At 37.3% G+C, this 26,459-nt stretch carries 18 protein-coding genes and 1 pseudogene; 11 read left to right on the forward strand and 8 right to left on the reverse strand.

All coding sequences use genetic code 11. The features are described from left to right. Nucleotides 1-115 precede the first annotated feature (115 nt). A complete protein-coding gene (locus tag FW757_RS09560; protein ID WP_446441156.1) occupies nt 116-1,177 on the forward strand; it encodes an SMI1/KNR4 family protein in 1,062 nt (353 codons plus the stop codon). A gap of 392 nt (nt 1,178-1,569) precedes the next feature. On the opposite strand, the gene FW757_RS09565 is transcribed toward FW757_RS09560, so the two are convergent. Genes FW757_RS09565 through FW757_RS09575 form a run of 3 tightly spaced genes read right to left on the reverse strand, consistent with a single transcriptional unit; the run spans nt 1,570 to nt 6,113 of the window. Beyond that, nucleotides 1,570-2,316, reverse strand: coding sequence for a DUF1266 domain-containing protein (locus tag FW757_RS09565; protein ID WP_182719022.1), 747 nt, complete (start codon nt 2,314-2,316; stop codon nt 1,570-1,572). Further along, nucleotides 2,306-4,408, reverse strand: coding sequence for a tetratricopeptide repeat protein (locus tag FW757_RS09570; RefSeq protein ID WP_446441157.1), 2,103 nt, complete (start codon nt 4,406-4,408; stop codon nt 2,306-2,308). The genes FW757_RS09565 and FW757_RS09570 overlap by 11 nt, the downstream gene beginning before the upstream one ends. A 43-nt stretch (nt 4,409-4,451) precedes the next feature. Continuing rightward, nucleotides 4,452-6,113: an Hsp70 family protein gene (locus FW757_RS09575; protein WP_446441158.1), complete on the reverse strand. Its 1,662-nt coding sequence runs from the start codon at nt 6,111-6,113 to the stop codon at nt 4,452-4,454. 415 nt (nt 6,114-6,528) lie between these two features. Here FW757_RS09575 and FW757_RS09580 point away from each other — a divergent pair, with 415 nt between their 5' ends. Further along, nucleotides 6,529-7,539: an SMI1/KNR4 family protein gene (locus tag FW757_RS09580; protein WP_446441159.1), complete on the forward strand. Its 1,011-nt coding sequence runs from the start codon at nt 6,529-6,531 to the stop codon at nt 7,537-7,539. 73 nt (nt 7,540-7,612) lie between these two features. Here the strand turns inward: FW757_RS09580 and FW757_RS09585 are convergent, their stop codons facing one another. After that, entirely contained in the window at nt 7,613-8,602 is a 990-nt protein-coding gene (locus FW757_RS09585; protein ID WP_446441160.1) for a DNA-processing protein DprA, read from the reverse strand. Between the two features lie 130 nt (nt 8,603-8,732). Beyond that, a complete protein-coding gene (locus tag FW757_RS09590; protein WP_446441161.1) occupies nt 8,733-9,131 on the reverse strand; it encodes a hypothetical protein in 399 nt (132 codons plus the stop codon). Nucleotides 9,132-9,370: 239 nt separating this feature from the next. On the opposite strand from FW757_RS09590, the gene FW757_RS09595 reads away from it, so the two are divergent. Further along, on the forward strand, nt 9,371-10,063 hold the full coding sequence (locus tag FW757_RS09595) for a hypothetical protein (RefSeq protein WP_446441162.1): 693 nt from the start codon (nt 9,371-9,373) through the stop codon (nt 10,061-10,063). Nucleotide 10,064: 1 nt separating this feature from the next. Next, on the forward strand, nt 10,065-10,529 hold the full coding sequence (locus FW757_RS09600; protein WP_446441163.1) for a hypothetical protein: 465 nt from the start codon (nt 10,065-10,067) through the stop codon (nt 10,527-10,529). Between the two features lie 209 nt (nt 10,530-10,738). On the opposite strand, the gene FW757_RS09605 is transcribed toward FW757_RS09600, so the two are convergent. Both FW757_RS09605 and FW757_RS09610 read right to left on the reverse strand, forming a co-directional pair. Next, entirely contained in the window at nt 10,739-12,274 is a 1,536-nt protein-coding gene (locus tag FW757_RS09605) for a hypothetical protein (RefSeq protein WP_446441164.1), read from the reverse strand. A gap of 104 nt (nt 12,275-12,378) precedes the next feature. Beyond that, nucleotides 12,379-13,143, reverse strand: a pseudogene (locus FW757_RS09610) (ISAs1 family transposase). Nucleotides 13,144-13,331: 188 nt separating this feature from the next. Here FW757_RS09610 and FW757_RS09615 point away from each other — a divergent pair. The 6 genes from FW757_RS09615 to FW757_RS09640 all read left to right on the forward strand — a co-directional run bounded on the left by FW757_RS09615 (nt 13,332) and on the right by FW757_RS09640 (nt 22,008). Then, nucleotides 13,332-15,299, forward strand: coding sequence for a M1 family metallopeptidase (locus tag FW757_RS09615; protein WP_446441165.1), 1,968 nt, complete (start codon nt 13,332-13,334; stop codon nt 15,297-15,299). Nucleotides 15,300-15,684: 385 nt separating this feature from the next. Beyond that, nucleotides 15,685-16,797 carry a hypothetical protein gene (locus tag FW757_RS09620; RefSeq protein WP_446441166.1) on the forward strand — a complete coding sequence of 371 codons (1,113 nt, stop codon included), beginning with the start codon at nt 15,685-15,687 and terminating at the stop codon, nt 16,795-16,797. Between the two features lie 476 nt (nt 16,798-17,273). Continuing rightward, nucleotides 17,274-18,131: a chitodextrinase gene (locus FW757_RS09625; protein ID WP_446441167.1), complete on the forward strand. Its 858-nt coding sequence runs from the start codon at nt 17,274-17,276 to the stop codon at nt 18,129-18,131. Between the two features lie 408 nt (nt 18,132-18,539). Then, the gene (locus tag FW757_RS09630; RefSeq protein ID WP_446441170.1) at nt 18,540-19,292 is read left to right on the forward strand and encodes an ABC transporter ATP-binding protein; all 753 of its coding nucleotides are present in this window, start codon (nt 18,540-18,542) and stop codon (nt 19,290-19,292) included. Then, nucleotides 19,292-20,740: an ABC transporter permease gene (locus FW757_RS09635; protein WP_446441168.1), complete on the forward strand. Its 1,449-nt coding sequence runs from the start codon at nt 19,292-19,294 to the stop codon at nt 20,738-20,740. Before FW757_RS09630 ends, FW757_RS09635 begins: the two co-directional genes overlap by 1 nt. After that, a complete protein-coding gene (locus FW757_RS09640) occupies nt 20,737-22,008 on the forward strand; it encodes a DUF3526 domain-containing protein (protein ID WP_446441169.1) in 1,272 nt (423 codons plus the stop codon). The genes FW757_RS09635 and FW757_RS09640 overlap by 4 nt, the downstream gene beginning before the upstream one ends. Nucleotides 22,009-22,758: 750 nt before the next feature. Here FW757_RS09640 and FW757_RS09645 read toward each other — a convergent pair. Further along, nucleotides 22,759-24,780: an ATP-binding protein gene (locus tag FW757_RS09645; protein ID WP_182757946.1), complete on the reverse strand. Its 2,022-nt coding sequence runs from the start codon at nt 24,778-24,780 to the stop codon at nt 22,759-22,761. Between the two features lie 471 nt (nt 24,781-25,251). Between FW757_RS09645 and FW757_RS09650 the strand changes: the two genes are divergently transcribed. Beyond that, entirely contained in the window at nt 25,252-25,581 is a 330-nt protein-coding gene (locus FW757_RS09650) for a hypothetical protein (RefSeq protein WP_182719586.1), read from the forward strand. Nucleotides 25,582-26,459 lie beyond the last annotated feature (878 nt).

The raw sequence follows: 26,459 nt of genomic DNA on the forward strand, positions 1-26,459 counted from the left end.
AATTGATTCTAAGCGACCTAACTTCTTTGATGCATATTTAGACTTGATACAAAGCTATATACGAATCATTTTTTTAGATAGACTATCAAGCATCTTTACAAGGAGGAAAATATAGATGCAATTTATAGACCCTTTTCCAGTCAAATGCGAGTTTTGTCAACACTTAGCTTATTATCCGTTAACCCCGCTTAAGGCTGAAAAAGCAGCCTGTACAGCTTGCAAAAAAGTTTTACGGCAGACACCTCGTGATCTTCGTAGATCCAGCCGTAAACATGGAATTGAAATTTGGCCTACAGCTCTTATATTTGAAGTTATGCTGCAGTTCGATATTGACTATGATTTGGTTAGCGACGATGAACTTAATGAGGAAACAACCCTATCAACATTTATTGAACTAATGCAAAGAGCTGATCCAAGTATTTCCGCGCGTGACCTACTTAACTTTGATATGTTAGACACTGCTCGCTCTACCTGTAATGAAGAACAATTACTAACGCTAAAGCTGGAGGAGCTGTCTTTACTGTCTCATCCTAAAGAGCCGTTACCAGACAATAATTCTCTTGCAGATCCAAATGTCAAAGGCATTGAGAAAAGTGAACTGCAAACGATGTATAAACAGCGTCGAAAAGCACGACAAACCCAAGATAAACTTACCCCGCGTCCTTCAGCTGAAGAATCCACCGTTGAAGTTAAGGCCCCTAATGCTAATAAATACTCTAACTTTTGGCAAAAACAAAGCGAAGAAAACCACGCGGATATAGATAAGCCATTAACCGATGAGGAAATTCAAAATACTGTGAATAACTTGGGATATACGCTACCCATACTCTATATACAGTTAATGAAAATACAAAATGGTGGCTATCCACAAAACACGCTCATTCAACTCAATGAAGAAAAACCATCTAACTATAGTATCAGCGAGTTTATTAGGCTAGATTCTATCGCTGCAGAAAGTGAATATATGAGAAACGAATGGGGTTATCCTGATATCGGGCTATATATTTGTAATTGCCCTTCGGCAGGGCACCACTTGGTTGCTTTAGATTACACTGAGTGCGGGCCTACAGGTGAGCCTACAGTGGTACATGTCGATCAAGAAAATGACTTTAAAAAAACCATTCTTGCTACAAATTTTGAGCTGTTTATTAGTAAACTACAATATGATGAAGATTAACCTCATGAAATGTGTCATTGCTTTAGAATACTCTGTAACACTTTTTATATAACTAGCTTTTTAAATACAGCATGATCATTTTTTAAATATATTCTTAACTGCTCAAGCTTTTTAGGCTGAGACACTATCAGCTCGCGGTGTGTGGTTTGGTACAGTTTATATTATGGAATTTACCTTTTGAGTTAATCTAGAACAAGCAAATTTAATGCAGTGCGCGCTACTTTAGCGCTCTCTATATTTTTCAGCATTAATTAACTCAATAAGTAATTGACTATAAAAGCTAGAGCTTTAACGTGTAAAGTCAAGATTTTATCTCTTTGGTTTTGTTGCTAGTACGGGTTTACATGTTGTAATAAAAGCCACGTTAAGTGGCTTTTATTACAATGTTAGCGCTACAGGTCTATTTGCCAGTTGAGTTGACACCAAGGGTGGTTATCGTCAGCTAAAATTGATGTCAATTCTTCGATATCTAGCTTAATCTCTTGTTTTACTTCGAAAGCATCAGGGTAGCGTTCTGGTGGACCATCCATAGGTTTATCGAGTTTTACACCCACCCAAGTTAAGCGCCCTACTATGTGACTCATGGCTAACTCTTGCCAATCAGTAAATAATTGTTGCGCAATTTTACCTAGCACTAGCAAATAATACCAAGTTTCTTGTTCTGTAATTAAACCCGTAGTATACGCACACCGGCATAGAAATGCAGAACGACCCACATCAAAACCTTTAATCCCACAGTCAGATAATGAAACATTATGCTTTTGAGCCCATCCACTAACCATATATTCATTACTGTTTTTATCGTTGTTTCGATTCAAGTAAAAGTGTTCAATAAATAAATCATAACGCACACTTTCAATCAAACGGCTCATAAACTCGCTGCTACGAGCTGTATCTAAAAAAATATTTAATGTTTCAACTAAATCAGCTTTAGTATGTATACCATAACTATTTTTTAATACTTTTACATTGCCATTAATAATCGCTTGTAGTGGGTACGTTTCACTCTTATGTAATAAGCAATCCAGTGAGTAGCCATTTTGCATCGATAAGTAGCCTGATAAGCTGATTAACCATTGCTTTTGTTCATCGGTTAACGATTGACTTTGCAACATTAAGTCTTCTTGATTATTGTCCATCAACTCTCTCCTTTGTATCTTGCAATTGCTGGCATAAAGCTTTGCACTGCTGTGCATAAGGTAACCCTTGTTCGATAAGCGCTTCACAGCATTTAATAGCTGAATTTAAAGAATGAACGGCATATGGATGAGTATTATATTCGTGGGCAGCTTGTTGAAATGCAGCTAAAGCCGTGTCATATTGGTTTAACTCTAAAAGTGCGCACCCTTTAAAATAATATGCTTGTGGTGCTGCACGTAAACCTTTAATCGCTATATCAGCTAACATGATGCAGGTGTCAAAGTCTTGCTGGTCAAACGCGGCCTCCAAAAACTTTAAACAATCACGCGGGTTGTAAAGCATAAGTTGTTTAATTTCTTTTATATAATTAAGTACGTTACGTTGAAAATCATCAACAACACTTGTATCCGCATAAGCAACTAATTCGGTGTCACGAATATATAATATAGCCAGTGCAAAAATTTGCAGTGATTCAGTATGCCCAAGAGATTCTACTGGGCGCCTCACTGAATCGTCTTCTCGGGTTAGCTCAAGTATTGCCATTTCTTGCTCTGAGTAACAACGTGGTTTTGTTGAACCAGGGAAGAAATCCGTTTTATAGAAATCCTGAAAACTAGCGATATGCTCTTGTAATGTATCAACTAAAACTTCATATGTGATTAAATCGTAGCAATATCTTAATAAATCAACAACTAATGGCCATCCCCACAGCTGGCGTTGATTGTATAAATCAATAAACACCAAAAACTCGGAGTAGGCTTCTTCAAAACGGTGTAATTTACATAGGCAAAGCGCTTGCAAATAGTTCGCCTGTTCTAAAAACACCAGTTTATATTGCTCGGTGATTGACAACGCATCCTGATAACGCCCATTTTCATACAATAAGGTCGCAATTTTTATCGCGTTTTTATCTTCATCAGCTTTTAGTTGTCTTATATATCCGCGTCTTGCTGTAATTAATGCAACTTCAAGCTCCATATCACCAATAGCAACTAGTTTTGCATCTAAATAAAGATATGCCTTTTCAAAGTTATTAAGTTTTAGGTAACATAAACCGATATATTTAAACATCACCTTAGTACACATGCCGCGATAATTATGTTCTTGTTGTATATACAGCTTAAGGGCAAGCTCATAATTTTTTAATTTATACTCAGCATGTGCTTGGTAATTTAACAGATCTTCCTCTGTTTGTGGAATTACCAAAGGTTCTAGTATACGTTTAATGGCGCTATAGCTATTAAGCGTCCATAAATACTTAACTATATAATTATAAAGGGGAAAGTCATTTTTAAACTCAGGTCCAATTTGTTCGGCAACATTTTCTAAATCTTCTGTAGTCAATGTGTCGTATAAACATTTATCTTCAATATACTTACGTATTTCAAGATGGCGTTGAAGATTTTTAAAATCAACATGTTCTGAAATACCGACTACTAAACCGTCATGTATTCTCTTTGGTAACGTTTTTATATAACCCGACAATGCAACCGCAATTTGACGCGTAGTATCATCGCCACTGATAGATAAGCTGCCAGAAATACTTAAACTGGTATCTAAAAATGTCCAGATATTTTCAGGTAAAAAATAGTGTTTAGACAAAAAGTCGAGTAAGTTGACAGTCAACGCATTACTTTGATTAACATCCCAAAATATCGGCGCCGCGAACAACATTTTCCATTGTTCTAAATTGTGCCTAACTGAAATATCACTATAAAGCTGTGTTAAGGCAAGGTTAAGTTCGGCTATCGTTTTTATAGATGAAAATTCAACGGGTTCGTCGTCATCAGTCTCGTGATTTGAACTAGGTGGTGGCTCCGAAAAAACTTCATCCTGTGTGTCTTCAATATCAGTATCTAGTTGCGGCTGAAACTCTTTAAGTGGCGCATCATGCCAACTAGCTGAATTATCATTTGCATCATCATCACTTTTTGAGATTTCTTCTAGTGCTTGATCATACGCTTTACGTAACGCTTTAAACTCTTCAGGAAACTCTGCCGGCGGCGTTTGTTTTAGTAACTGTGTATACGCTAATTTTATAGCCCGCTTATCTTGAGTGGGTTCAATACCTAATAGTATCCAGTGGTACATTTAGTTTACTCTTATGTTGTGGGCACAAATAATAGAATGCATGTTAATAAGAAATATTCAAAAACATTTTTATACGCTCTTTGGCAGCGTCAATTTTATGATTATCATGGGTTTCTAACGTGCGCTCAAAAAGCCCAATGCTTTCACCAACCTTCCTGCGTTTATCACCTAAGCTCTCTTGAAACATGCGATCGAGCTTTGCTTTAAAAGCGGTATTGGCAAGTTTATTTTTTGGCAATATTTTTAAAGCTTGAAGTCTTGAAAATTGCTCTTGCAATTGATTTTGGTCAAGCTCTTTCACGTTCTCACCAACATAAGTACGATAGGTTTTTTCAGAATCCTTGTTTTTAACTTCCACTTCAATCACACCATTGAGGTCATAAGTGTAAGTTATATAAAAAGACTGAATTTTGTTCAAAGGTTCAAGTGTAATATCTAATGTACCCATTAATACATTATCTTTAGGTAGGTAATTTTCACCTTGATAAATGTTAATCAACACACTTTCTTGACTTGGATGTCTAGAAAATAAAGAGCGCGTTTCACTGACCGGGATCGTAGAGTTACGCTCAATAATGGGTAAAAACTCGGGTTGATTATGCTCGTTAGATACCTCAACGCCCAGTGTAAATGGGCAAACATCAGTCATTATTACATCTTTGAGCTGAATATTACGCTCGTTCATGCTTGCTTGAATGGCAGCCCCAATAGCAATAGCATGGTCTGGGTTGTATTGGATTTGTGTAATACGCGAAAATACATGATTAATTTGTTGGCGAAAAATAGGCATGCGGGTCGCACCGCCGACAAAGATAAGACCTGCAATATCATCCATCGATAATTTTGCATCAGACATCGCTCTATGAATGGGAAACTTAATGCGCTCAATTAAATCATGACAAATATGGCCGAAATCATCTTCACTTAGGGTATAAGTTAAAACATCGCCTTTGTATTCAAAATCAAAACAGGCAGAATCATCGATGGTTAGCTGACATTTTAATTGATCACATAAAGACCATATATTTCTTCGCTCACTTTTGGCTAGACGGTACGGTTGGATATCATTTTTGCCAAATACATCGTCGACAATAGCTTGGGTAAAGTCATTACCACCGAGGTAATTATCGCCTCCAGAGGCGTGAATCTCAAAAATGTCATTAAACACTTCAATAACTGACACATCAAATGTTCCACCACCGAGATCAAGCACTAAATAAGTGTTATCTGAATCTTTATTATCTAATCCATATGCAAGGGCTGCGGCGGTTGGCTCGTTAATTAAGCGCTCAACCGTTAAACCAGCAAGTGAAGCCGCCTGCTGTGTAGCTTGCCGTTGTTTATTATTAAAGTAGGCTGGTACTGAAATAACAGCTTCAGTAATGGGTTGTTGTAAATATGCTTCAGCTTGCTCTTTAAGGTGCTTAAGTAAAATAGCCGACAGCTCTATTGGGGTATAAGATTGTTCTTCTAATTGATAGACTTTATCTGTGCCCATAAAACGTTTAAATTCAGACACCGTCAACTCAGGATGAGTCGCTAAACGATCCCGAGCAGCTTGACCTACCAATACATAGTCATCTGAAAAACTCACAATAGAAGGCACTAGAACATTGCCCTCAGAGTCAGCGATAAGTTTAACACCACTATCTTGCCATACAGCAACAACACTGTGTGTCGTTCCCAGATCAATCCCTATCTTCATATTACTCCCCCGCTTATCGGAACATTATTAAATCATTTTATATATATTAAAACCACTATTTAAAAAACCACTTATTATACTAACATTGATTGTTATATGTAAAATCCATCAAAATAAGAAAGTGCAATAAAAAAGCCTATTTTTTTCAGTGCGTGTAATTCAGGCCAAAAAGATGTTCATCCTAACAAATAAAAGTATTATTAAACAATGAGATAAAAACAAAACCATAACAGATAAAATGATTAATCTAAGAAATCAAAGATAACAGTAGATCCATTAACTAATTAAAACGATCTTAAATATATTAAAATTTCAACGTTAATTAATTGTAAGTTTCAAGCTATTTTAAATTAATATTGAGTTAAGCTTGCTGTGATATAATGAGTTTATTTTTTACTTTATTAATAAAATTCTCATGCAAAATATCTGTGCGTATAACGATACTTTAAAAACCAAAAAATGGCATGACTTTCATTTTCCAGCAATAGAAATCACCAATTTGCCGTCTTTTTCACAAGATGAAAGCTACATCTTTAGTGACTTACTTCATCAAGCAGTAAAAGATCGAACAGACCAAGATGTTCTCAAGCTTTTCTTAATAACACCTGATACTCAATTGAGTAATCATTTTTATATGGTTGCCTACTTACAAGATAAGACTATTTTTACCGCCGAAGTGCTCAACACCCCACTATTTTCACAATGGTTAACAACAATTGATAGAGAAAGAAGAAAAGGCGTAGAACCTAAATCTAAGCTGTATGATCTTGCCAGTAATAGTCTATCTAGTCGCCCAATATCAAGAGCGTTTGCTGAGCAAATATTCACACATACCGGTGAGTTTATTGATGAAAATATTCCTAATGCATTTAAAGCAGAAGAATTAGCGCAACAAAAAATAGATTACATCACCCCATTTATTAACCTCGATGCCTACGAGAACTTTTCTTTAGTAAAACAAAATTTAACTCTATTAGTTGAGTCTGAGGGATTAAAAATAATAGAGCCCATTGATAACGAAGCGATTTATCAACAATTTAAAATGCAAGCTGGTTTTGAGTTTCCCACTATTTTAAAAGACTTTTTAACACTGCATAACGGCATTGAAAAAACAGGCTTTATGAATGCAAAGACCATACTAAAAGAATGGAGTGACTGGCAAATACCATATCAAAAATGGACGCAAGAGGACTTGCTCGATACTTACAGCAGTAACGATGGCACAGTACTGCCTTTATATTGCACCCCCTATTGGATCCCCTTTTTCGACCAAGGTTGTGGTAATTTTTATGCCCTCGATCTTGCACCAAACAGTAAAGGAAAACCTGGGCAGGTAATTAGTTTTGGCGCAGACCAAGAAAGCGGCTATCTACAAGCGCATAGCTTAGCAGAACTCATTGCTGGTTTTATGCATAACGAAGATTAACAGCAACTTTTAATGACGTATCTTGGCCCATCGTTTAGTTGTAATGATGGGCTTTTTTATAAACTAAAACCTTTTACGTTGAAATAAAATCGTCTTGAAAGCTTAAGCTTTGTTGAACGACTTTACCGTTTGCTTGCATGTCGTCTTGAATATACTTTAACAGCCCATTCACGCAGATTGGCATTTCCCACGCGCTGGCACCGCGCTCCATTTCAGAGAACTTTAATTCAGGCCTTAAACTGGCTGTTCCAGGTAAGAACACATTAGCAATTTTTTTATTGTACTTATGTGCAAATGCGACAGTGTGAGCACTGCCACTTTTAATTTCCCACTCGATAGGTAGTAGCGTATTACAAAGCGCAGCCTGTATTCGATTTCGTCTAACAAAGTTTTCGGCACTGTATAATTGTTCAGGGAGGTATTCTGTTACTACTGTGCCACCACGATTTAATATTTGCGCTTTAAGTGTGTTAGAGCCTTTAGGAAACTCAACGTATATACCATTACCAAGAACCGCAACGGTGGGAATGTTATATTTTATCGATTCTGTATGTGCTATTTGATCGATACCCAAAGCTAAGCCACTGACTGTAACAAGCCCTTTATTTGCCAATGCTGCGATGACTGTTTTGGCTAAAATTACACCATCTGTTGATGGCTTACGAGTACCTATCACTGATACGGATTTTTTATGTAAGTTTTCAATTGGACCCTGAACAAAAATCCAATGAGGTGCATCATCAATTTTCTTCAACTCTTGAGGAAAAAGCTCCTGCTCTTTGAACAAAAGTCTTACATTATCAGCATGAAGAGAACGTGCGCGCGCTAAGCCAATTGACCAAAGTTGTTGTTGATATGCCTGCCATTCAATATCATCAGGTAATGACACGTTCAGGTGTTTAGAAATTTCATCAGCATTACTCGCTTTAAGTAAATTTTTAAAGCCTAAGCCTGACTCTGCTATTTTGTGTAATACCCAATACCCAACGCCGCTTAATGAAGTCAACGCGAGAAAAGCCACAGTTTCATTGCGCCAATAGTCTTTTTGCTGTTCTTTACTCAACGCCAAATTCCATACAACTGTTTAATTTAAAACGCGCTGATTTTTACAGTATTATCAATCAAAGGCAAGGTAAACCAACTGCCTCGGTTGGCACACCTAAAATGCCAAAGCGCTTGTTAAAAACGCAAACTTACTCGTTTAATAACTTATTAAGCGTTGTTATGTTTTTATCTTGCGATTCATAAACAGTATCAAATGGCTCGCTTGACCAATCGCCGTGTTTACTTTGCCATGTAAACCAAGCAGATGAAATAAACTCAAACTCTTGCATTTCCTCCACCTCTTCACCGGCTAAAAAGTTAATTAACTGCGCTAACGTACAGTGCCCACTATCAACCAACGTTAACACCTCTGTTCCCATTAGCTCTGTGTCGTCATCAAGTAAAATGATAACAACCGATTCTACAATCAGTTCATACTCCTTATATTCCATTATTGGCGTCACGTATGACTCATCGTGATGACCTAATAAAATACTGGCGTAATTATCACTGATTTGCCCGTTTGTAAAAACTAATTGTTGATTCATTTATTTACCTTAACTGCCATGATCGACTTATCTTATTCTTTAAATTATCAAATTTTTGGGTTTAATTCACGACTTACACAATCAAAAATAAGCTCAACCTTAGAACATGGTATTAAATGATAAATAGAACCAAGCAAAAAGCAGCCTGTTTGCTAAAGGTTTTCGAATAGCTGCCCATTGTGGTTTATTAAAAAATATCATGCTAAATTAGAAAACTCTAAATCAAGGATGATGTATTTTTGCAACACTCAAATCTACCTAAGAATGTAAAGTTTCACATTAAAAATACCTATTTGCCAAATAAGGTAAAATTAAGGACTCAAGGCCACCTCAATATTATTGCAATTAGGGCCATACTAACTTTCATCGTTCCATTTTGTGGTGTGGTTGGCTATTTTACTGAGTCAATATTTTATGGTATTTGCTTTGCTCCTTTATTTTTATCACTCGTTTTTGCTTACTCAAGAAGCCATTATTTAGTCCTTGATATTGAAACAGGTAAAGCGTACAAAGAAAAATTATTTCTAGCTAAAGCCACATCAAAAAAGATTTTAAAAAATTTAAACGATGTTGAAGTTTTAGTGCAACAAATTCCAGGCCTTGCAGATAAGTATCAAATAGCGCTGTGTCATGAACGCTACACAATTGGCACCTACCAAGATACCCAAGCAGCCGCCGCGTTTTTAGCTAATCATTTTGGCTGTATACACACAGAAAAGGTAAATGAGTTTACAGAAAAAACAAACGTCAGCAATAACACGCCCGATTTAGACCAAAATGCACTCGATAATAGACCTACAAATACAGTAGATGATCCAGCTCTAAAAAGCGGCAAAGATATAACTTTCTGGGATACCAAATCATTAATTAAAATGATTCTCCTCCCCTTCATCTGTTTTATCATCATCGGACTAATAGCGATTACTTTATAAAATGAAATTTACAAAACTGACAAATCAACAAGCGCAAATCAAGCCATTTGCCACAAGTGCTGTTAACTTTATGGGCGCATTTATTTTATTTATAAGTTGTTTATGTATGTTTAGTGTAATAGATGGCGAATTTCCCTTGGTACCTTGGGCTGCTATTTCCACACTTGGCTTTTGTTGTACATTTGCTAATTACAAAATTAAAATTGATAAAGAAACAAAAAACATAATTATACGCGCCAAAAGCATTTACGTTATTAAAGCAGATTCAATTGCATTTGCGGATATACGCGGCATAGTGGTTGACGAAAAATTATTTGGTAAAAGAGATTACCGCCTTTATCTTAAATTAGTTAATGAAGATAGATACATATTAATAAATAAAGGTTACAAAAACAGCTTAGAAAAAGTAGCCAATGATCTAAGTAGCTTTATAAACAAACCTATCTATAAAACCTATGAATGTTAGGTAATTGCCAAAAACACTGCTGAAAATTCAACCTCGATAGATAAACAGACCCTAGTTAACCACATTTATTTTTTAAAAATCTAGTTTAATCTTTTACTCTCATAGTGTAGGTCGGGATCAAACTTTATATTTGTCTTAATTGATAAAAATCGTAAAAGCCACTTAAGCATAATGCTCAAATGGCATTTACTCAGATAAAGTTTAAGTAACTAATCCAACGGCAGCTCTTGTAGCTTAATTAATAACGCTTGTAATTTATTTGCAGGGAATGTGAGTTTAGAAAAAATTTCATCGCGATCAAATCCATACTCTAATTCAATAATCCATTGCTTAAACTTTTCTATATACTGTTCAGGTATTACTGAAATAGGGATAGCTTGCAAAGTCTCAGATCTAATATGTTCAGTAGTGCTAGCAAAATGCTCTTCAAGCCCGGTCATAAAATATACCCAGTGCTGCTGGGTAAAGTTTGCCATGAACAATCCATAGTCAATGTAATCGGTTGGTATCTCAGTAAAAAAACGTTTAAATGCGTGCTCTGGCTCAACATTAATAGCGTGTGAGAAAAACTCGGTATTAGCTTCAATTATGGCCCATAAACTTCGGCTCTCTCTTCCCAATACTAATAATGATTCAACCTTGTCAGGTGCGTGTGTCAGTGCATAGGAAATGAATCCTGAGGCGTATTCACGATCTAAACGAGCCATAAGTGTATTATTTAACGCATGTTCACTGGGGATGTGCTCACAAAGCGTCAATAACGTATTTGCACTTAACTTATCGTTTTTGTTATCGATTAGGCTCGCGTCTGCAATGGCTAGAAACACCTCAGACTGCTTATCTAGTGCAAAATAATCACGTAAAACCTGTAGGTTAGGTTGTATCGGGTAACCCACCAGCAGTGCATCGCACGCTGTGGGTAAGTCAATCAACCCATGACTTAAACGATAAAAAATAAGCTCTTCGCTGGGCATTGAGCTATCGTTTAATTTCATTGCAAGTGCAATATATTCTTGTGCCAGTGAGTGATTACTCGCAGCGAGCACTAAAGCCGTGGCAGCATCTTTCCAAAACGGCATAATGCCTCGGACCATAAACAAACTATTTAATTTTTCAACAGTTTGATTAATGTATTCAAGCGGGAATTCATGCTTTAGCATATACTTTAAAATATGCAAAAGGCTCATCGCTTCTTCTCGACCATCCGCTACATAACTCGTTAGCTGAATATCTTCATTAAACCAGTTGAATATATTACGATAATTTATATCACTTGTTTGCCCCTTTAAATCTAATAATGCTATTTTGGCATTGGTTCGATATTCAGGATCATCATTATCCATTTCATCAAGCAGTGTTTCTGCAATATCATAATCACTGATATAGTTAATAAGATCTAATAATAAATACCTTGAAAAAAAGTGCCGAGGTATTAACGCCTGAATGATATCCGCGCCCCAGTTGTCAATAATCTTATATAACCATTGAGTATTGAATTCATACTTACTCTGCTTTGATAAATGCTCATAACAACTTGTAACAAGTATATCTTTAACTTGCTCGTCCAACGTGAGCTTATTATTAGTTTCATTATTAAAGGCTAATAAAAACAACAGACTTGTTATGACTTCATCGCTTTCGAATTCATTAAGCATGAGATCAGCTGCGCTTAATGAACTGGTATCTAAATTAATAATGGCTGCTAATGCTGACTTTTTCGAATTATCCGTTAACTCTGTATGCAAGGTTATCTCCTAAATTTCAATCCATAATTATTAATATTAACCGATTTTATATCAAGAAAACATGAAGTTATTCCACAGGGCCCGAGGACACTTTGTTAATAAAGTTAACCGAATAATAATTCCTCTCTAAAAGCGTCATCATAACAGATTCTTACACACTTACTTCTTATCGACCCTTTGCTATTTGCATACTGTTTTACCATGTTTCTTATCACTCGAAGGAATACACCAATGTGCTGCGCACTCAGTGGTTCATGTATTTGACTGGCATCTTCTTTAAAGGCCACATCTAATATCTAGGGTTGTTGATTTTCTGTCAGCCAATGATGCCTGATAGCTTTGCTTATCAGCGCGCTATCTGTTAACGATGTCAGATAATAATGGGTATCTATACTCGTTCTATTCCCTTTTTTCTTTCTCTTTTTACCGTAACGAGTGTGTTTATTGACCGCCATTTTTCTTAATTTCAGGCTTTAACGTAGACGCATCAAGACAATCAGCACGTCACGTCGGCTAGCTAATTGTTTTAATGTCTCTGTTTGACAATGCATCTAACGTAATGATTGCATATTTAATATCAATCATTTGAAGAGGGTCTCTTACTGCGGGTATTTCATTGATCTTAATGAATCCGTAAATCCGTATCAACCGTTCGAAATATGCGAGCAATACTGTGTCGTGTCGGTATGCCATTGCTGAAAGGACGAAATTGCTTTAACCAGCCAACCTTACATTTCAATGCCTTGCATTTCTTCACACCCAGATGTTACAGCACTAATAATAAGAAAAAGCACATCGACAAGGTTATGATACTGGTTGATTGTTGAGCGGTTATCTTTTACGAGTTCTAGATAGGAAAATAAAGACAAATGGAATATAAAATGATGAAATTTAGCGCATTAGATCATAAATTATAATTATTTACAAAGTATGATCCCCCCCTACGCTAACAACCGATAAAGCGAATTTACTAAGCTGGTAATTTTCTATATGGTATCTACTTCTCGCATGCGCTGCTTTTTAACAGTGGCTGTAAATAATAAATAAGGGAAATAAAATGCTTAACTGGTTTAAAAAAACCACTTTGCTATGCGTTGCAAGCTCTGCAAGTATAGCCATAGGGGCAACAACCCCCACGACTTCAAACTACGACTCACAAGCCTTGTTTGCTCCACTATCATTACCCAATTCAGTAAATGCAATGCGCAGCGGCGCAGGAAAGCCTGGCCCGCTTTTTTGGCAAAACCAAGTCGATTATTCTCTTAATGCCTCAATAGATACCGAACAAGATATTTTAAGTAGCAAAGAAACCATCACTTATACTAATAACAGCCCTGATGATTTAACCCGTTTGTGGGTGCAACTTGATCAAAATATGTATCGCAAAGACTCGCGAAGCTCTATCGCCTCGCAGTGGCGTAGCTCTCATTTTACTGATGGTTACCAGTTTGACAAAGTAACCGTGATTATAAATAACAAACATTACGATGCCGATTTTTTAATTGACGATACACGAATGCGCATCGATTTAAAAAACCCTCTAGCTGCTCAAGGCGGTAAATTACAACTGCAAATTGATTACAGCTATAAAGTACCTGGGACATGGGGCGGTCGAACTGCGGTCACGCCTTCTAAAAATGGCAAAATTTTTGAAATTGCACAGTGGTTCCCACGTATGGCAGTTTATGATGACTTACATGGGTGGAATAACAATCCTTACATTAGCTCTGAATTTTATTTAGAATATGGCACGATTGACTATACGGTTAATGTACCAAAAGATTATTGGGTGGTGGGCTCAGGTGAGCTAATTAATCCTGAAGAGGTGCTCACTAAAACGGAACAGAAGCGCTTAGCTAAAGCTAAAAAAAGCGAAGAAACCGTCTATATTCGCAACAAAGCAGATATTAATAACCCCGATAGTCGGCCTAAAAATGACCAGCGATTAAGTTGGCATTTCAAAATGGATAATACCCGCGATGTCGCATTTGCCGCTTCACCTGCGTTTATTATCGATGGCGCTAAAATTAATCTACCAGAGGGTAAAACCGCGTTAGCAATGTCTGCGTATCCAGTTGAAGGCATTGGCAGTACTAAATGGGATCGCTCAACAGAGTATGTTAAAGCGAATATAGAACATTTTTCCACTTGGTATCCTTACCCCTACCCTGCAGCTATTAACTTAGGCGGCCATGGGGCCGGTATGGAATATCCAGGAATTGTGTTCGATGGTATGCAAGACAAAGACGATTTGCTTTTTTGGATAACAGCGCATGAGCTAGGCCACAACTGGTTTCCGATGATTGTAGGATCTGATGAGCGCCGCCATGCATTTATGGATGAAGGATTTAACACGTTTATAGATGTTTATGCCTCAGATGCTTTTAATGATGGCGAGTTTGCTCCAAAACGTGACGGAGAATATGCCCCGAAAGGCGGTAACCCGGTTGATGAGATCTTATCCGTATTAGCCGATAATGAAGCACCTACATTAATGGCCCCTGCAGAGGCCACGGATGAGAAATACCGCCATTCTATTGCTTATTTTAAATCGGCGCTAGGTTTAGTGTTACTGCGAGAAGAGATATTAGGGCCAGAGCGATTCGATCCTGCTTTTAAAGAATATATCTCAACATGGGCTTATAAACATCCTAGCCCTTCAGATTTTTTCCGCTTTATGGAAAGCGCCGCAGGGGAAGATCTCTCTTGGTGGTGGCGTGGTTGGTACTTAAATAACTGGCAGCTTGATATGGCAATAACGGGTGTTGAAGCCATTGATGATAAACACGGTAAAGGCACTAAAGTTAGCTTTAAAAGTAATCAAAAGTTAGTTATGCCAGCAACACTGCGTGTGCAATACAGTGATAATACACATGAAGATATTCGCATTCCAGTTGAAACATGGATGCGCACAGGTACGCCGAGTGTGGTATTGCCTGTTACTAAAACAATTAAACGTGCCAACCTCGATCCTGAGCATAAATTACCCGATGCAGATCGCAGCAATAATACGATTGACCTGTAAAAGTCACAACGCCTGCTAAATACAAATTTAACAGGCGTTTGCTACTATCAAATGTTTTGAAGGTTCGATGAGATAATAGATAAAAAATATTAATCGGTGGTCCATTTTTTGATAAGACAAATTTGCTAGCCACTCTAGGTTTAGGAAACCAGTTATTCGCCAACGGGAAGTGTAAATATTTACCTCACCCGCAAAGTTTTTTGCTAGTGACTCACAATGGTTATCTATTAAAAACGTGTCAGCATCGAGGTTTACAGCGCTCATCAAAAGCATATAAAAGTGTCAACGTTAATAACTTAGCAAACCCATTTTCCTATTACTTTTTAATACGTTATATATATGATAATCTCAGGAGTATCTCCCCCCTCCCTTTAATCAGTTGCCCATGGAATTACAGTTATCACTTAAAAAAGAGCACTATACCCTTGGTGAAGTCGTTAGTGGCTATGTCGATATCGAGCTAGATTCACCTAAATTATTTAACGAAATCTATGTTAGCTGTTACTGGAAATTACATGGCGCCGGCAGAACTGAACAACACGAGAAATATAAAGTAGTTCTTCAGACTGATGAAGCCCCCTTGCCTGCAGGAAAGCATCACCTCCCCTTTCAGTTTGCGATGGATGACTATCCGATAACCTGGCACGGCGATAAATTATCGATAGATTGGTATATTATAGCTTACGCGGATATTCCCCTGGGCTGGGATAAAAAAGTTATTAAAAAATATTTACTTGATTATTCAAACCAATCTTCAATTCCTTTTAAACCAACGTTTACGACGCAAACACCGGGGGCAATCCAAATAGAATACGAGCTTTTTTCCAAAAATGAGCAAGGTGAGTCACAATTAGTTCGTCGCCTTCCTCCCCAACAGCCAGCAGAAGTGGAAAATGTGTATGAAGGGCATGGAAATTCTAAACCGCTTCAGTTTCGTATTCGCTTAACACTGTTTTCAATCTTGTTAAGCCTGATTGCCATCCCAAGCCTATGGGCTCCATCTACCTTTGGTTGGATATGCACGGCTTTATGGTTGTTTTTTGTTCCTAAAACCTATTTTTACTATCGCAAAGAATTGGATCGTAGTCGATGTGGGCCAATATCAATCAAAGTTGATCACCAAGATTTTAAACCAGGGAAAACTATTAAAATCAAATACAAAGTGTCACCTACGCAAGCCGTAAAGATAAAAAGGCTAGTTGCTCGTATTGAAGTTCTTGAGGTATTTTTTGTTTTTTCCGCCGATGATGATAGTTCCTTTAATAGAAAAAGAATTGTCCGTCACGTGACACAGATTGAAGAAATTGAAGTTAAAAAGGAGTTCATGCTTAGCCCCGGTAAATATGATGAAAACACTGTACTGATTACACTACCAAAGAACCTGATGCACACGGTGCGCACGGTAAATAATCAAATATTACCTCAGATAGCCATACACATAGAAACGGAACATTGTCGCGATATAAGTGCAGCAGTTGCGCTGAATATTACGCCTTAATTAATCCAGTTTTTTTGATTACTGTAAACGGCGACGGTGCTCGGTAACCTATTTCAAAACTTAATGTAATATTTTTCTAGTGATTAAATAGAAAGAACCAAACAGGGTCACAAGCTGGTAATTACGACTGTTTCCCCCTGATAGGTAGTGATGTACCTGTTGCTGTTCAGTTTGAAACCCTCCGCCCTGATTTGGATCACCAAGTTAGCGAGTAAAACTGTTAGCCAATGCCTTATTCGTCGCCTCATAGCTATATTAAGTTCTCAGGCTAAAGCCCAAGCTACAAATCCACACGCGCCAGCAAGCTTGGCGCCTACAAAAGCTGATTTTAACACTAATATTAAATTCATTAGCCGATTAATCCACATCTACAAATTCAGTAATTACTTTTAAATATTTAATCCTCTCACCTTGCATTTACCTAAAAAGTGAACTTAATTAAAAAAGTAATGGAACTTCATCAAAAGGAATTTGCAATGACTAAACTCATCATTATTGCTTGGTTACTTTTTTGTTCGTATGCTTACGCGACAAATATTTTTAAGCTTAACTCACAATCTAAAAATACAGATTTAGCCGATATTCAACCAAACCACCCACAATGGAATGCCAGCTCAATTTATGTAGCCGGCGATGTTGTGACTCACAACAACAGCTTATTTATTGCCGCTTTTTGGGTTAAAAGCATTGAACCGATAGAAAACCAACCCCATTGGGATGGTTGGATTTGGCTGCAAAATACTGTGATAGAAAAATGGCAAGCAAACAAAGTGTATCAAGGTGGCAACCTTGTAAAACACGGAGCCGACTACTACCTTGCCCGCTACTGGAATGAGAATAACAAACCTAAGCCCCACAGTAGTTGGCAACGCATTAAAGATTTATTTTACCTTACCCCAGAGCTACCGCCTGAACACATTGACGACTATAAAACGTTGGACGGAGTTGATCAAAATGACAACGGTATCCGTGATGATTATGAGCGCTATGTGTATGAAAAATTTGATTCCCCACAGCTCATCACCTTCAGTTTAGGTGCTGCTTCGACATTGCAACTGGTTATTGATATTGAGCAAGGCCGTATCCCAAGTTTAGATACTGATATTGGTAAACAGATTATTTTAGATTTTATAAATATTAGTATGTGTACAAGACAACTTCAAACTAAGCACCCACACTTTAGAAACCCAAAACTTATGTACTTCAATACAATAGACAGAGCCTACGCAAACCGTAAAAGCCAAAATAAAATTAGTGACTATATTGCTTGGGATGACGATTTTCATTATGCAGCAGATAAAGACTGTAACCCCTTAGAAGGAGCAATCAAATGACTAAATAACTAATAGTATTTGCTTTCATTCTCACTAATTATGCTTCTGCAAGTTATCAACCTCTAGATAGGTACTGTACCAAACAAATTGATCAACTAAGATTATTTTATATAAATGGTATGTTTACAACAGAAGATGATTTTCGTGAAAATTTGTTTTGGTTAGATAATTTTCAAGATATTAAATTAGGTAACTATTCAGATTTTTAGCTCTTCAGACATGTAGTGTTGCAAACCTTTCAATTATTCAATATTTACTAATTCATATATTTTACTTTAGTAAATATTCACCAAATCACAATGTTATACCATTGCATTTAATCGTAAATTTATTATATCATCATACAAAATTCACTGTTAATAGAGTTCAAATGTGACAATATCATTTTCAGAAAAACAAGCATCTCCAATAAAATCTCAGCATAGTCAATTAGCAACGAATAAAAACGAAGCAATTATAGAAGTCAGTTCATTAAGCTTTGATATTAAACATAATTCTATTTTAAAAAACTTAAACTTTAGAGTTGGCTGCGGTGAAATTTATGCGTTACTTGGCGGTAACGGGGCCGGTAAATCGACCACCTTAAAAACCTTACTTGGCTTTAATAAACCTACTCAAGGCTCTGTAAAGGTTGCTGGTAAAGAAGTAACCCAAGCGCTTGATTTTGTAAGAAGTAAAACAGCATATTTACCAGAGTCAGCTACACTCTATCCTCATTTAACCGCGCGTGAAAACGTTGAATATTTTTTATCGCTCGCTGATATTAAAAAAAATGAGGAGCAAATAAATACTGCGTTTGACCGTGTAGCATTGCAACCAGCTGCATGGGAGCGCCCTATGCAAACATACTCAAAAGGCATGAGGCAAAAAACCGCTATTGCACTCGCAATATTACGTGAAGCACCCATATTTTTACTTGATGAGCCTACTTCAGGCCTAGATCCCGTTGCTATTGATGAATTTAATCAACTTGTACGTGAACTTGCGTTAACTGGGGCAACTATTTTAATGGTTACTCACGATGTATACGGTGCCTGCCAAGTGGCTAATCGTATTGGTTTACTAAGAGCCGGCGAGCTGGTGGGTGAATTTGAGGCTCCAAAAGGCGCACGCATTGAGACTGAGCAAGTTCACGCAGCATTTGCCCAAAGAGGCGCTTAATGAGTATTAATAATTTTTCAAAGGTTGTTATTGTAGCCAAGGATGAATGGCGATATTGGCTTCGCTCAAAGCTTGCTATGAGTGTATTAGCGATTGGTTTGTTACTTACGCTTTCATCGGTGATAGTGACAGCGATTACGATGCACGAATTAAGTCACACTCGTCATGAGTTACAAACAACAGCAGAGCAACGTTTTGTTGATCAGCCCGATCGTCACCCTCACAGAATGGTACATTATGGCCATTATGCATTTAGAACACCTTCTCTATTGAGCACGCTCGACCCAGGTATTGATGCTTATACAGGTAATTCAATATTTTTAGAGGGTCATAGGCAAAATAGCGCAATGTTTGCCGATCAGCGCCAAGGAACTGCATTAACTAAATTAGGTAGTTTAACACCTGCATTTATAGTGCAAACACTAGCCCCTTTATTGCTAATTTTAATTGGCTATAGCTCTATAAGCCGAGAGCGCGAATCACAAACGTTAACTTACTTATTAGCGCAAGGGACTGCAGGTAGTACGCTGATCGCAGGTAAAGGCTTGGCGTTACTCTCTGTAGTAGGATTAATTATCACTCCACTTGCAGTATCTGCTGTTTTTACACTCGCTAGCGGTGAGAACATAGTGGCTGTTGCAAGTTTTGTAGTGGGCTACGCGTTATATTTAATGGTGTGGGTATTAGTTATTTTACTGGCATCGTGCGTATTTAGTAAAAACAGCGGGAGCTTTACAGCACTGGCGTTTGCTTGGATTTTATTATGTATTGTCATGCCGCGTGTTGCGAGTACCAGTGCATCAACCGCAGTCCCTTCAGCAGGTAAAATAGAAACTGATTTTGAAGTAAAAGCTGAGCTTAGAAAGCAAGGCGATGGTCATAACTCAAACGATCCTGCATTTAAGCAATTTAAACAATCACTGCTTAAAAAATACAATGTACAAAGCATGGAGGAGTTGCCAGTCAATTTAAGAGGATTACTTGCCAGTGAATCTGAGGCAAAACAAGCACAAGTGCTCAATCAGTTTGCTGAGCAGCGAATGCAAGCAGAGCTTGAGCAAACACAGGTCTCTCGTTGGTTTGGTTGGCTATCGCCAATGGTGGCAATAAGAACGTTGTCGATGACAGTGGTTGGTACAAGTATTGAAACGCACCATCGTTTTTTACGTGAAACAGAACAGCTGCGCTACGATTTTGTTCAAGGGCTTAATAAAATTCACACTGAAGAGCTTGATTATAAAGATGATATGAACCGAAATGCCAGTGCCGACGCATCTAATAGAGCACGTGTTAGCGCAGAAAACTGGACGTTACTTAACAACTTTTCTTTTACAGTGGATAGCGCAACTGTGCGTGCAAAACGCAGTATGGCAGCGTTTTTACAGCTAATACTGTGGATTGTAGTACTGGTTGGCGGAATTAAATTTGTAGGAAAACGGTTGATATGATGTATTTAATGACACAACTTGTACGTGAATGGCGTTTTTTACTGCGCCAAAAATATTTACTCGTCTTACTTGTTTGTAGCTTTGTGTTATCGGGATTTGCCATTAATAGCGGTTTAAGCGAAATTCAAGATCAGCAACAGACTCTTGAACGCTTAAACACAGCGGATAAAGCAGATCGTATAAAGGTGCAGCAAAAGTACGACGATTTGGGAATGATGGCTTATTATAGCTTTCATTTAACGTATTCTCAGCCATCTGATCTTGCCTTTGCAGCCTTAGGTGAGCGTGATATTTTCCCATGGAAGCATCGTATTAACTTACTTGCTCTAGAGGGGCAAATATACGAAAGCGATACACAAAATACAGAGTTAGCCCAGGCTGGAAAAATAGACTTTGTGTTTGTGATTAGTGCATTGGCCCCGCTGGTAATTATTTTACTTTTTCATGATTTATTCGCCAACGAACGTACAAGTGGCAGGCATGATTTATTGGTAACCACTGCCAAATCTTACTTTGCATTATGGGGGGCACGTATCACCGTTCGGTTCGTAGCATGTGTATTATGCTTAATGCTACCGTTTTTGATTGGCGCATTTTTAGCAGGTACAAGCCTATTTGAAGTGGGCTATGTCACGTTATTATGTATTATTTACCTAGGATTTTGGACGGCCCTAAGTGTGTGGTGGGGTAAAAACGCAACCAGTGCGCCGCGTGTTGCTTCGAGCTTAATTGGTTTATGGGTTTTATTTGCGTTTATTATTCCTATTTTAGGCGACCTTGCTATTAATAAAGCCGTGCATGCACCAAAAGGCGGCGATATCGTACTTGCTCAACGAGAAGCAGTAAACGGTGCATGGGATATACCCAAATCAACAACCCTGAACGCATTTGCAAAAGAGTACCCAGAGTTTACACCATACACCGATATGAGCAGCGAGTTTGAATGGAAATGGTATTATGCATTTCAGCAAATGGGTGATGTTAAAGCGGCAGAGCTGTCTAAAGCGTATCGCGATGCTGCAAAACAAAAATATCAGCTAGCGGGCTTGGTGTCATGGTTATCGCCGCCGTTATTATTACAGCGCAGCTTAACGAGTATCGCTGAAACGGATGCACCCGCTGCGTATAAATATGAGCAGCAAATTCGTGATTTTCACCAGCAATTGCGTGAATTTTATTACCCTTGGTTGTTTTATAAAGGTAATCCAACAAAAGATACATTAAAAGCAATGCCAAGTTATAAAGACACGGCACGCGCTGAGGAATAAATAACAGTAAATACGTTCAAAAATCCTAACTTTTTAGTTAGGATTTTTGGTTTGGGGTTTCTTCAGAGCTGGCGGATCCCCAAGACCATCACTCAAAAAGGTATTTTCGCGCCCTTTTCCTCGATTCATTAATTCCGGACTGATATTGGAACTAAACGGTGAGACCGAGGCGAAAGCCAAGGGCCTTAATTATCAATAAGCTTAACTGCCTAAAATTCATATAGCTTTCTTTACCCAAACCATGGTGAATATTCGCACCAATCGGCGTCATTACTGGATGTGTAGTCATATTTAAAGTGAGTTAAAAAAGTAACAACACTTGGTTTTTGAATAAAAAGATCAAGAAAGCACAGCTGCCTGCTTGACCGGAACTTTCTAATGGGTGACCCCACTTGGTTTAGACCCCACTTGGTTTAAAGGCCATTAATATGCTTCATGGCTCGGCCTAAATTTGCATCTGGGGTTTTGATTAGCAGGTGGTAATTATTGGTCATTAAACAATATGAATGCACTTCAATATTAAAGCGAAGGCTTGCTCAATGGAATGTAAAAAATACTCAAAGTCGTTATCATTTAAAAAGATCTTTTCGCGCCCTCTTCCACGATTCATTACATGATAAAACGCATTTTCATACTCTATTCGCAGCGGCCTAGACATAGTAATTCACTCAATGAGTAGTAAACTATAAATCTAGACCTTTGATGTCTGAACCCCTTTAGTCCTAATCGGTGAGCCTACTGGTATTCTAATTACGTCATTTTATCTAGCGTAACCTCAGAAGCTTGGTCAGAACTTCTTTCTACATTGGCAAAATCGTCAGCTAATAATAATTCTTCATCTTCAATTAAGTTATCACGTTGGATGGATAGCTTATCTAAAAGGAAGTTGTGCTTAATCTCAAAGTCTGTAAATAACTCCTCCCAAAGAACAACATAAACATCGTACTTACCTCTATATGCTAGGTACTTTTCTCCAAAATGTTTTAAATTATCTATTTGCTCTTCAATGAATTCACTACCATCATATCTATTTCCTATTAAATAGAATTTCCAGCTCTCTTGATTAGTATTAAACCCATCTGTAGATTTAATTTGGTGGTAATAATTAAAAACTTGGTCTATTTCTTTTTTTCCAAGCTTCACATTAGTAGGGTGCTTTAATTCAACCACTATATTTTCTATTTTGTCATTATAAATAGTTCTAGTAGTTAAGAATAAATCCATTTCTTTTAATTTATGCTCACCTTCGACTAGCTCTTTAGAAGTTTCTTCAGGCTTCTCACCTCTTAATAAATAAGAGTATCTATCTAGTGCTTCTTGAAACTTTGGTTCAGCTGCTGTGACTAATCTCAAGTGTTCTCCAAGTAGCCAATAACACTTTTCCATTTTATTTTGTAAATGAGGAACTTCTTTAGCATATAACGAATTATCAAAAACAAGTTTATTTAAATCTTCAACAGATCTTTTTCTATCAACAATTAAATCTATTGACTCAATAATGTTGCCTAATTTAGTAACATTTAATTGTTTAGCAAATTGCTCTCTTTGAGCAGAGTCTATATCAATAACACTCTCCAGAATCTTAAAGAGATTCTCAAGTTCACCACCGTCTAATATTAAATTAAGGAATCCTACAAAAGTTTTCTTTTGAGTTTTATTTAGTTCCTTAAATATTGCGGGTTCAATCTCATATAAAGACTGAACAGTTGATTTAAGATCCTGAGCTTTTAACACTTGATACTTGTCACTTGAGTTGAAAGTAGGGAAAATACCATTCTTTTCATAATCTTCTACAAGTTCTTTAGCAAATTGATGCAGTAGAGGTGTTCTTTTTCCTCTAACAAAACTGTCTAACTCTCTTATTAATTCTTTGAACTCTTCATCAGTGGCTGACGTATTAAAATGATCTTGAGTCCCATTCTGCTTACCAACGATAAAGTTATCAAAGTAATCACTTTGGATTGTTAATGAGTGATGGAAACTGTCACCCTTTCGATTGAATTTAGTTGTTTGGAAATGCTTAGTTAAACCAGTAGATGATGTAAAAACATACCTAGATGGTTGGTTATTAGGGGCTGATTTCCAACGAATGTAATTAATATTAAATTTATAATCTGAAATGCATATTTCTTTAAAATCACGTTCTCCAACTAAGGCATCATAATCTAGAGGAACGCCATTTATTATTATGCTAAATCCTAAACTGTTATTTAGTTCCAAAAACCAGCAAAACTCTTTCTTTAAAAATTTTATGACATGTGATTCGAAGTACAGTTTAGAAAATTTCGCATCAAATCCGTGAAATGTAACTACGGTTTTACTTGTAGAGCTTGGAGAGTTTATTGGTGAGGATTCATTATAATCGTCTAGAGTATCACTATCGACTTTAATGGAATACTCTTGGTAAGTATTACCTTTTTTATATGTTGTAGTCCAAATAGCATTAGCAGAAAAATGATAAAATGTTAAACGCCCTAAACCATTCTTACCATGAAGTAGAGATGAACTGTTCGAGCTCAGTAGATCTTTTTTTTCTGACTTTAAGACTGGTTTAAACTTATCTTTTAACAAAGAAAAATCGATACCTGAACCATTATCAGAAATACTTAAAGAATTAATATTGCCAACGTCTTCATCAAAAGAAAAGTCTACTAATATCTGACTTGCGCCAGCATCAAAGCCATTCCAGATATATTCAGAAATTGCCTTAAATGATTTATATGATTTTAAACGATTTTTAATTCCTTTAGTATCAACTTCGACTTTTGCCACAATTCAGCTTCCCTACAATATTTTGAATCTATCTAATCATATTTTACCCAATAAATTAAGTGTTTATAACAAAATAAGATGCAAATGCAGAGAATCAGATCTTGTTTCTTGCCAAGACTAAACACCAATCTCAAGTTTAACACCCTCCCCCGTCATCACGCCCTGAGAATAAGCAATTGATGAGTAATGCATTTCATGGCAGGATTTTGTTCCCGACAAATCCTAAGTACCTACATCCATGTAGGCAATGAAATGAAAACCGTGACTTGCCATGGGTGAAAAGCGCAGCTTTGAACTAGAGGCCATGGATGGCCGAACTGGGGAGCGTGAAAGTCTGGACTATCTTCGCGTTTGCGTTAACTGCTTATAAACAGAAAGCCCCATAGCCTTAAAAAATTGTTCGTTTACATTACAAAAAAAAAGTGAGAATATCGAACTTCAGCATAGGTCAAAAAAGGAACAAGGAAAGTTATGAGCTCATCAAAAGAAATGAGTGTTGTGAAAAAAGTAGGTATTGCCGGTAGAATCGCTTCAGTAGGCCATTTCGTATATCGCCAGTTCATCGGTAATCATAAAGATGCAAATGAAGCATATACTAGAGTTTACCCTACCATAAAACTTACGATTCAAACTTATGGCCGCAGCTCAAATGAATCTACCAATTTATTAAAAATACTAGCAAACCTTGCGCCAGCAGGTGCGATAAGAAGAAACTTTACTAAACGATACATAGATGACAGTGAAGGTTGGTTAAAGCTACCAAAAAATCCGAACGATATACCTTATGGTTATTGGTATTGATACTATGAAAAGCAATATATTTTGGTACTTGTTTCTCCTATTACTTTTACTTACCACAGGCTATGACATCTATAACTCCTTTTTCAATATAAGCTTGCAAAAAATTCAGCCAGCATGGCTGAGTTGTCTTACATTTACGTTTGATACTCTTACTATCGGCGCATGTTTAGGTATTATATATAAACGTTATATTTTACATCATATCATTTGGTTACTCATTATATACGCTCAAATAACAGCTGTTCTTTTGGCGCTTTATTATGAGTTTACTGCTGGAGGTTATACTAGAAGTGAAATGTTGTTATTTTCTAACATCATATTTTTTGTTGCTTTAATCTTCTTATATCCACTTATTAAATATTATCAATTAGTTAAAAAACACTCAAAACAATGTAATTCTTAATTAGGTGCATAAAGGCAGTGTGCTTTTCTATGACTGGAAACCGTGGGGCTAGGTCTTGCATATTGCCAAGACCAAATACCAATCTTACGTTTAACACCCTCCCCCCGTCATTACGCCCTGAAAATAAGCAATTGATGAGTAATGTCTCGCATGGATGCGCGATAAGGCGAAACTAGGCCATGGATGGCCTATCTTCGCCGTTTACGTTCACATCTATTGTGGTTTGAAGGATTAAGCGTGATGCTCGGGTGGCGCTGGGAGAGTCCAGAGAGGGGTCAGCGGCAGCCCCTCTTTGGCTGCCGTCGCCAGCGCGACAAAACCTTGAATAAGGTTTTTAATGTAGGTCGCGGATTTATCCCGACAAAGCTAGCAGTAAGAACCATCATTTGGGCTTAAGCCCAACCTACAAACCCACGCGCCAGCAAGCTCAGCGCCTACAGTGGTTAACTCTAACAATGGTGTAAATCATTCGTGG

It is taken from the genome of Pseudoalteromonas sp. 1181_04 (assembly GCF_052850545.1).

What these genes read in the sequence shown, in the direction of transcription:
- FW757_RS09580 (WP_446441159.1), top strand. Translation starts at nt 6,529, where the DNA reads ATGCAAAATATCTGTGCGTATAACGATACTTTAAAAACCAAAAAATGG.
- FW757_RS09615 (WP_446441165.1), top strand. Translation starts at nt 13,332, where the DNA reads ATGCTTAACTGGTTTAAAAAAACCACTTTGCTATGCGTTGCAAGCTCT.
- FW757_RS09635 (WP_446441168.1), top strand. Translation starts at nt 19,292, where the DNA reads ATGAGTATTAATAATTTTTCAAAGGTTGTTATTGTAGCCAAGGATGAA.
- FW757_RS09590 (WP_446441161.1), bottom strand. Translation starts at nt 9,131, where the DNA reads ATGAATCAACAATTAGTTTTTACAAACGGGCAAATCAGTGATAATTAC.
- FW757_RS09625 (WP_446441167.1), top strand. Translation starts at nt 17,274, where the DNA reads ATGACTAAACTCATCATTATTGCTTGGTTACTTTTTTGTTCGTATGCT.
- FW757_RS09640 (WP_446441169.1), top strand. Translation starts at nt 20,737, where the DNA reads ATGATGTATTTAATGACACAACTTGTACGTGAATGGCGTTTTTTACTG.
- FW757_RS09565 (WP_182719022.1), bottom strand. Translation starts at nt 2,316, where the DNA reads ATGGACAATAATCAAGAAGACTTAATGTTGCAAAGTCAATCGTTAACC.
- FW757_RS09650 (WP_182719586.1), top strand. Translation starts at nt 25,252, where the DNA reads ATGAGCTCATCAAAAGAAATGAGTGTTGTGAAAAAAGTAGGTATTGCC.
- FW757_RS09575 (WP_446441158.1), bottom strand. Translation starts at nt 6,113, where the DNA reads ATGAAGATAGGGATTGATCTGGGAACGACACACAGTGTTGTTGCTGTA.
- FW757_RS09620 (WP_446441166.1), top strand. Translation starts at nt 15,685, where the DNA reads ATGGAATTACAGTTATCACTTAAAAAAGAGCACTATACCCTTGGTGAA.
- FW757_RS09570 (WP_446441157.1), bottom strand. Translation starts at nt 4,408, where the DNA reads ATGTACCACTGGATACTATTAGGTATTGAACCCACTCAAGATAAGCGG.
- FW757_RS09600 (WP_446441163.1), top strand. Translation starts at nt 10,065, where the DNA reads ATGAAATTTACAAAACTGACAAATCAACAAGCGCAAATCAAGCCATTT.
- FW757_RS09560 (WP_446441156.1), top strand. Translation starts at nt 116, where the DNA reads ATGCAATTTATAGACCCTTTTCCAGTCAAATGCGAGTTTTGTCAACAC.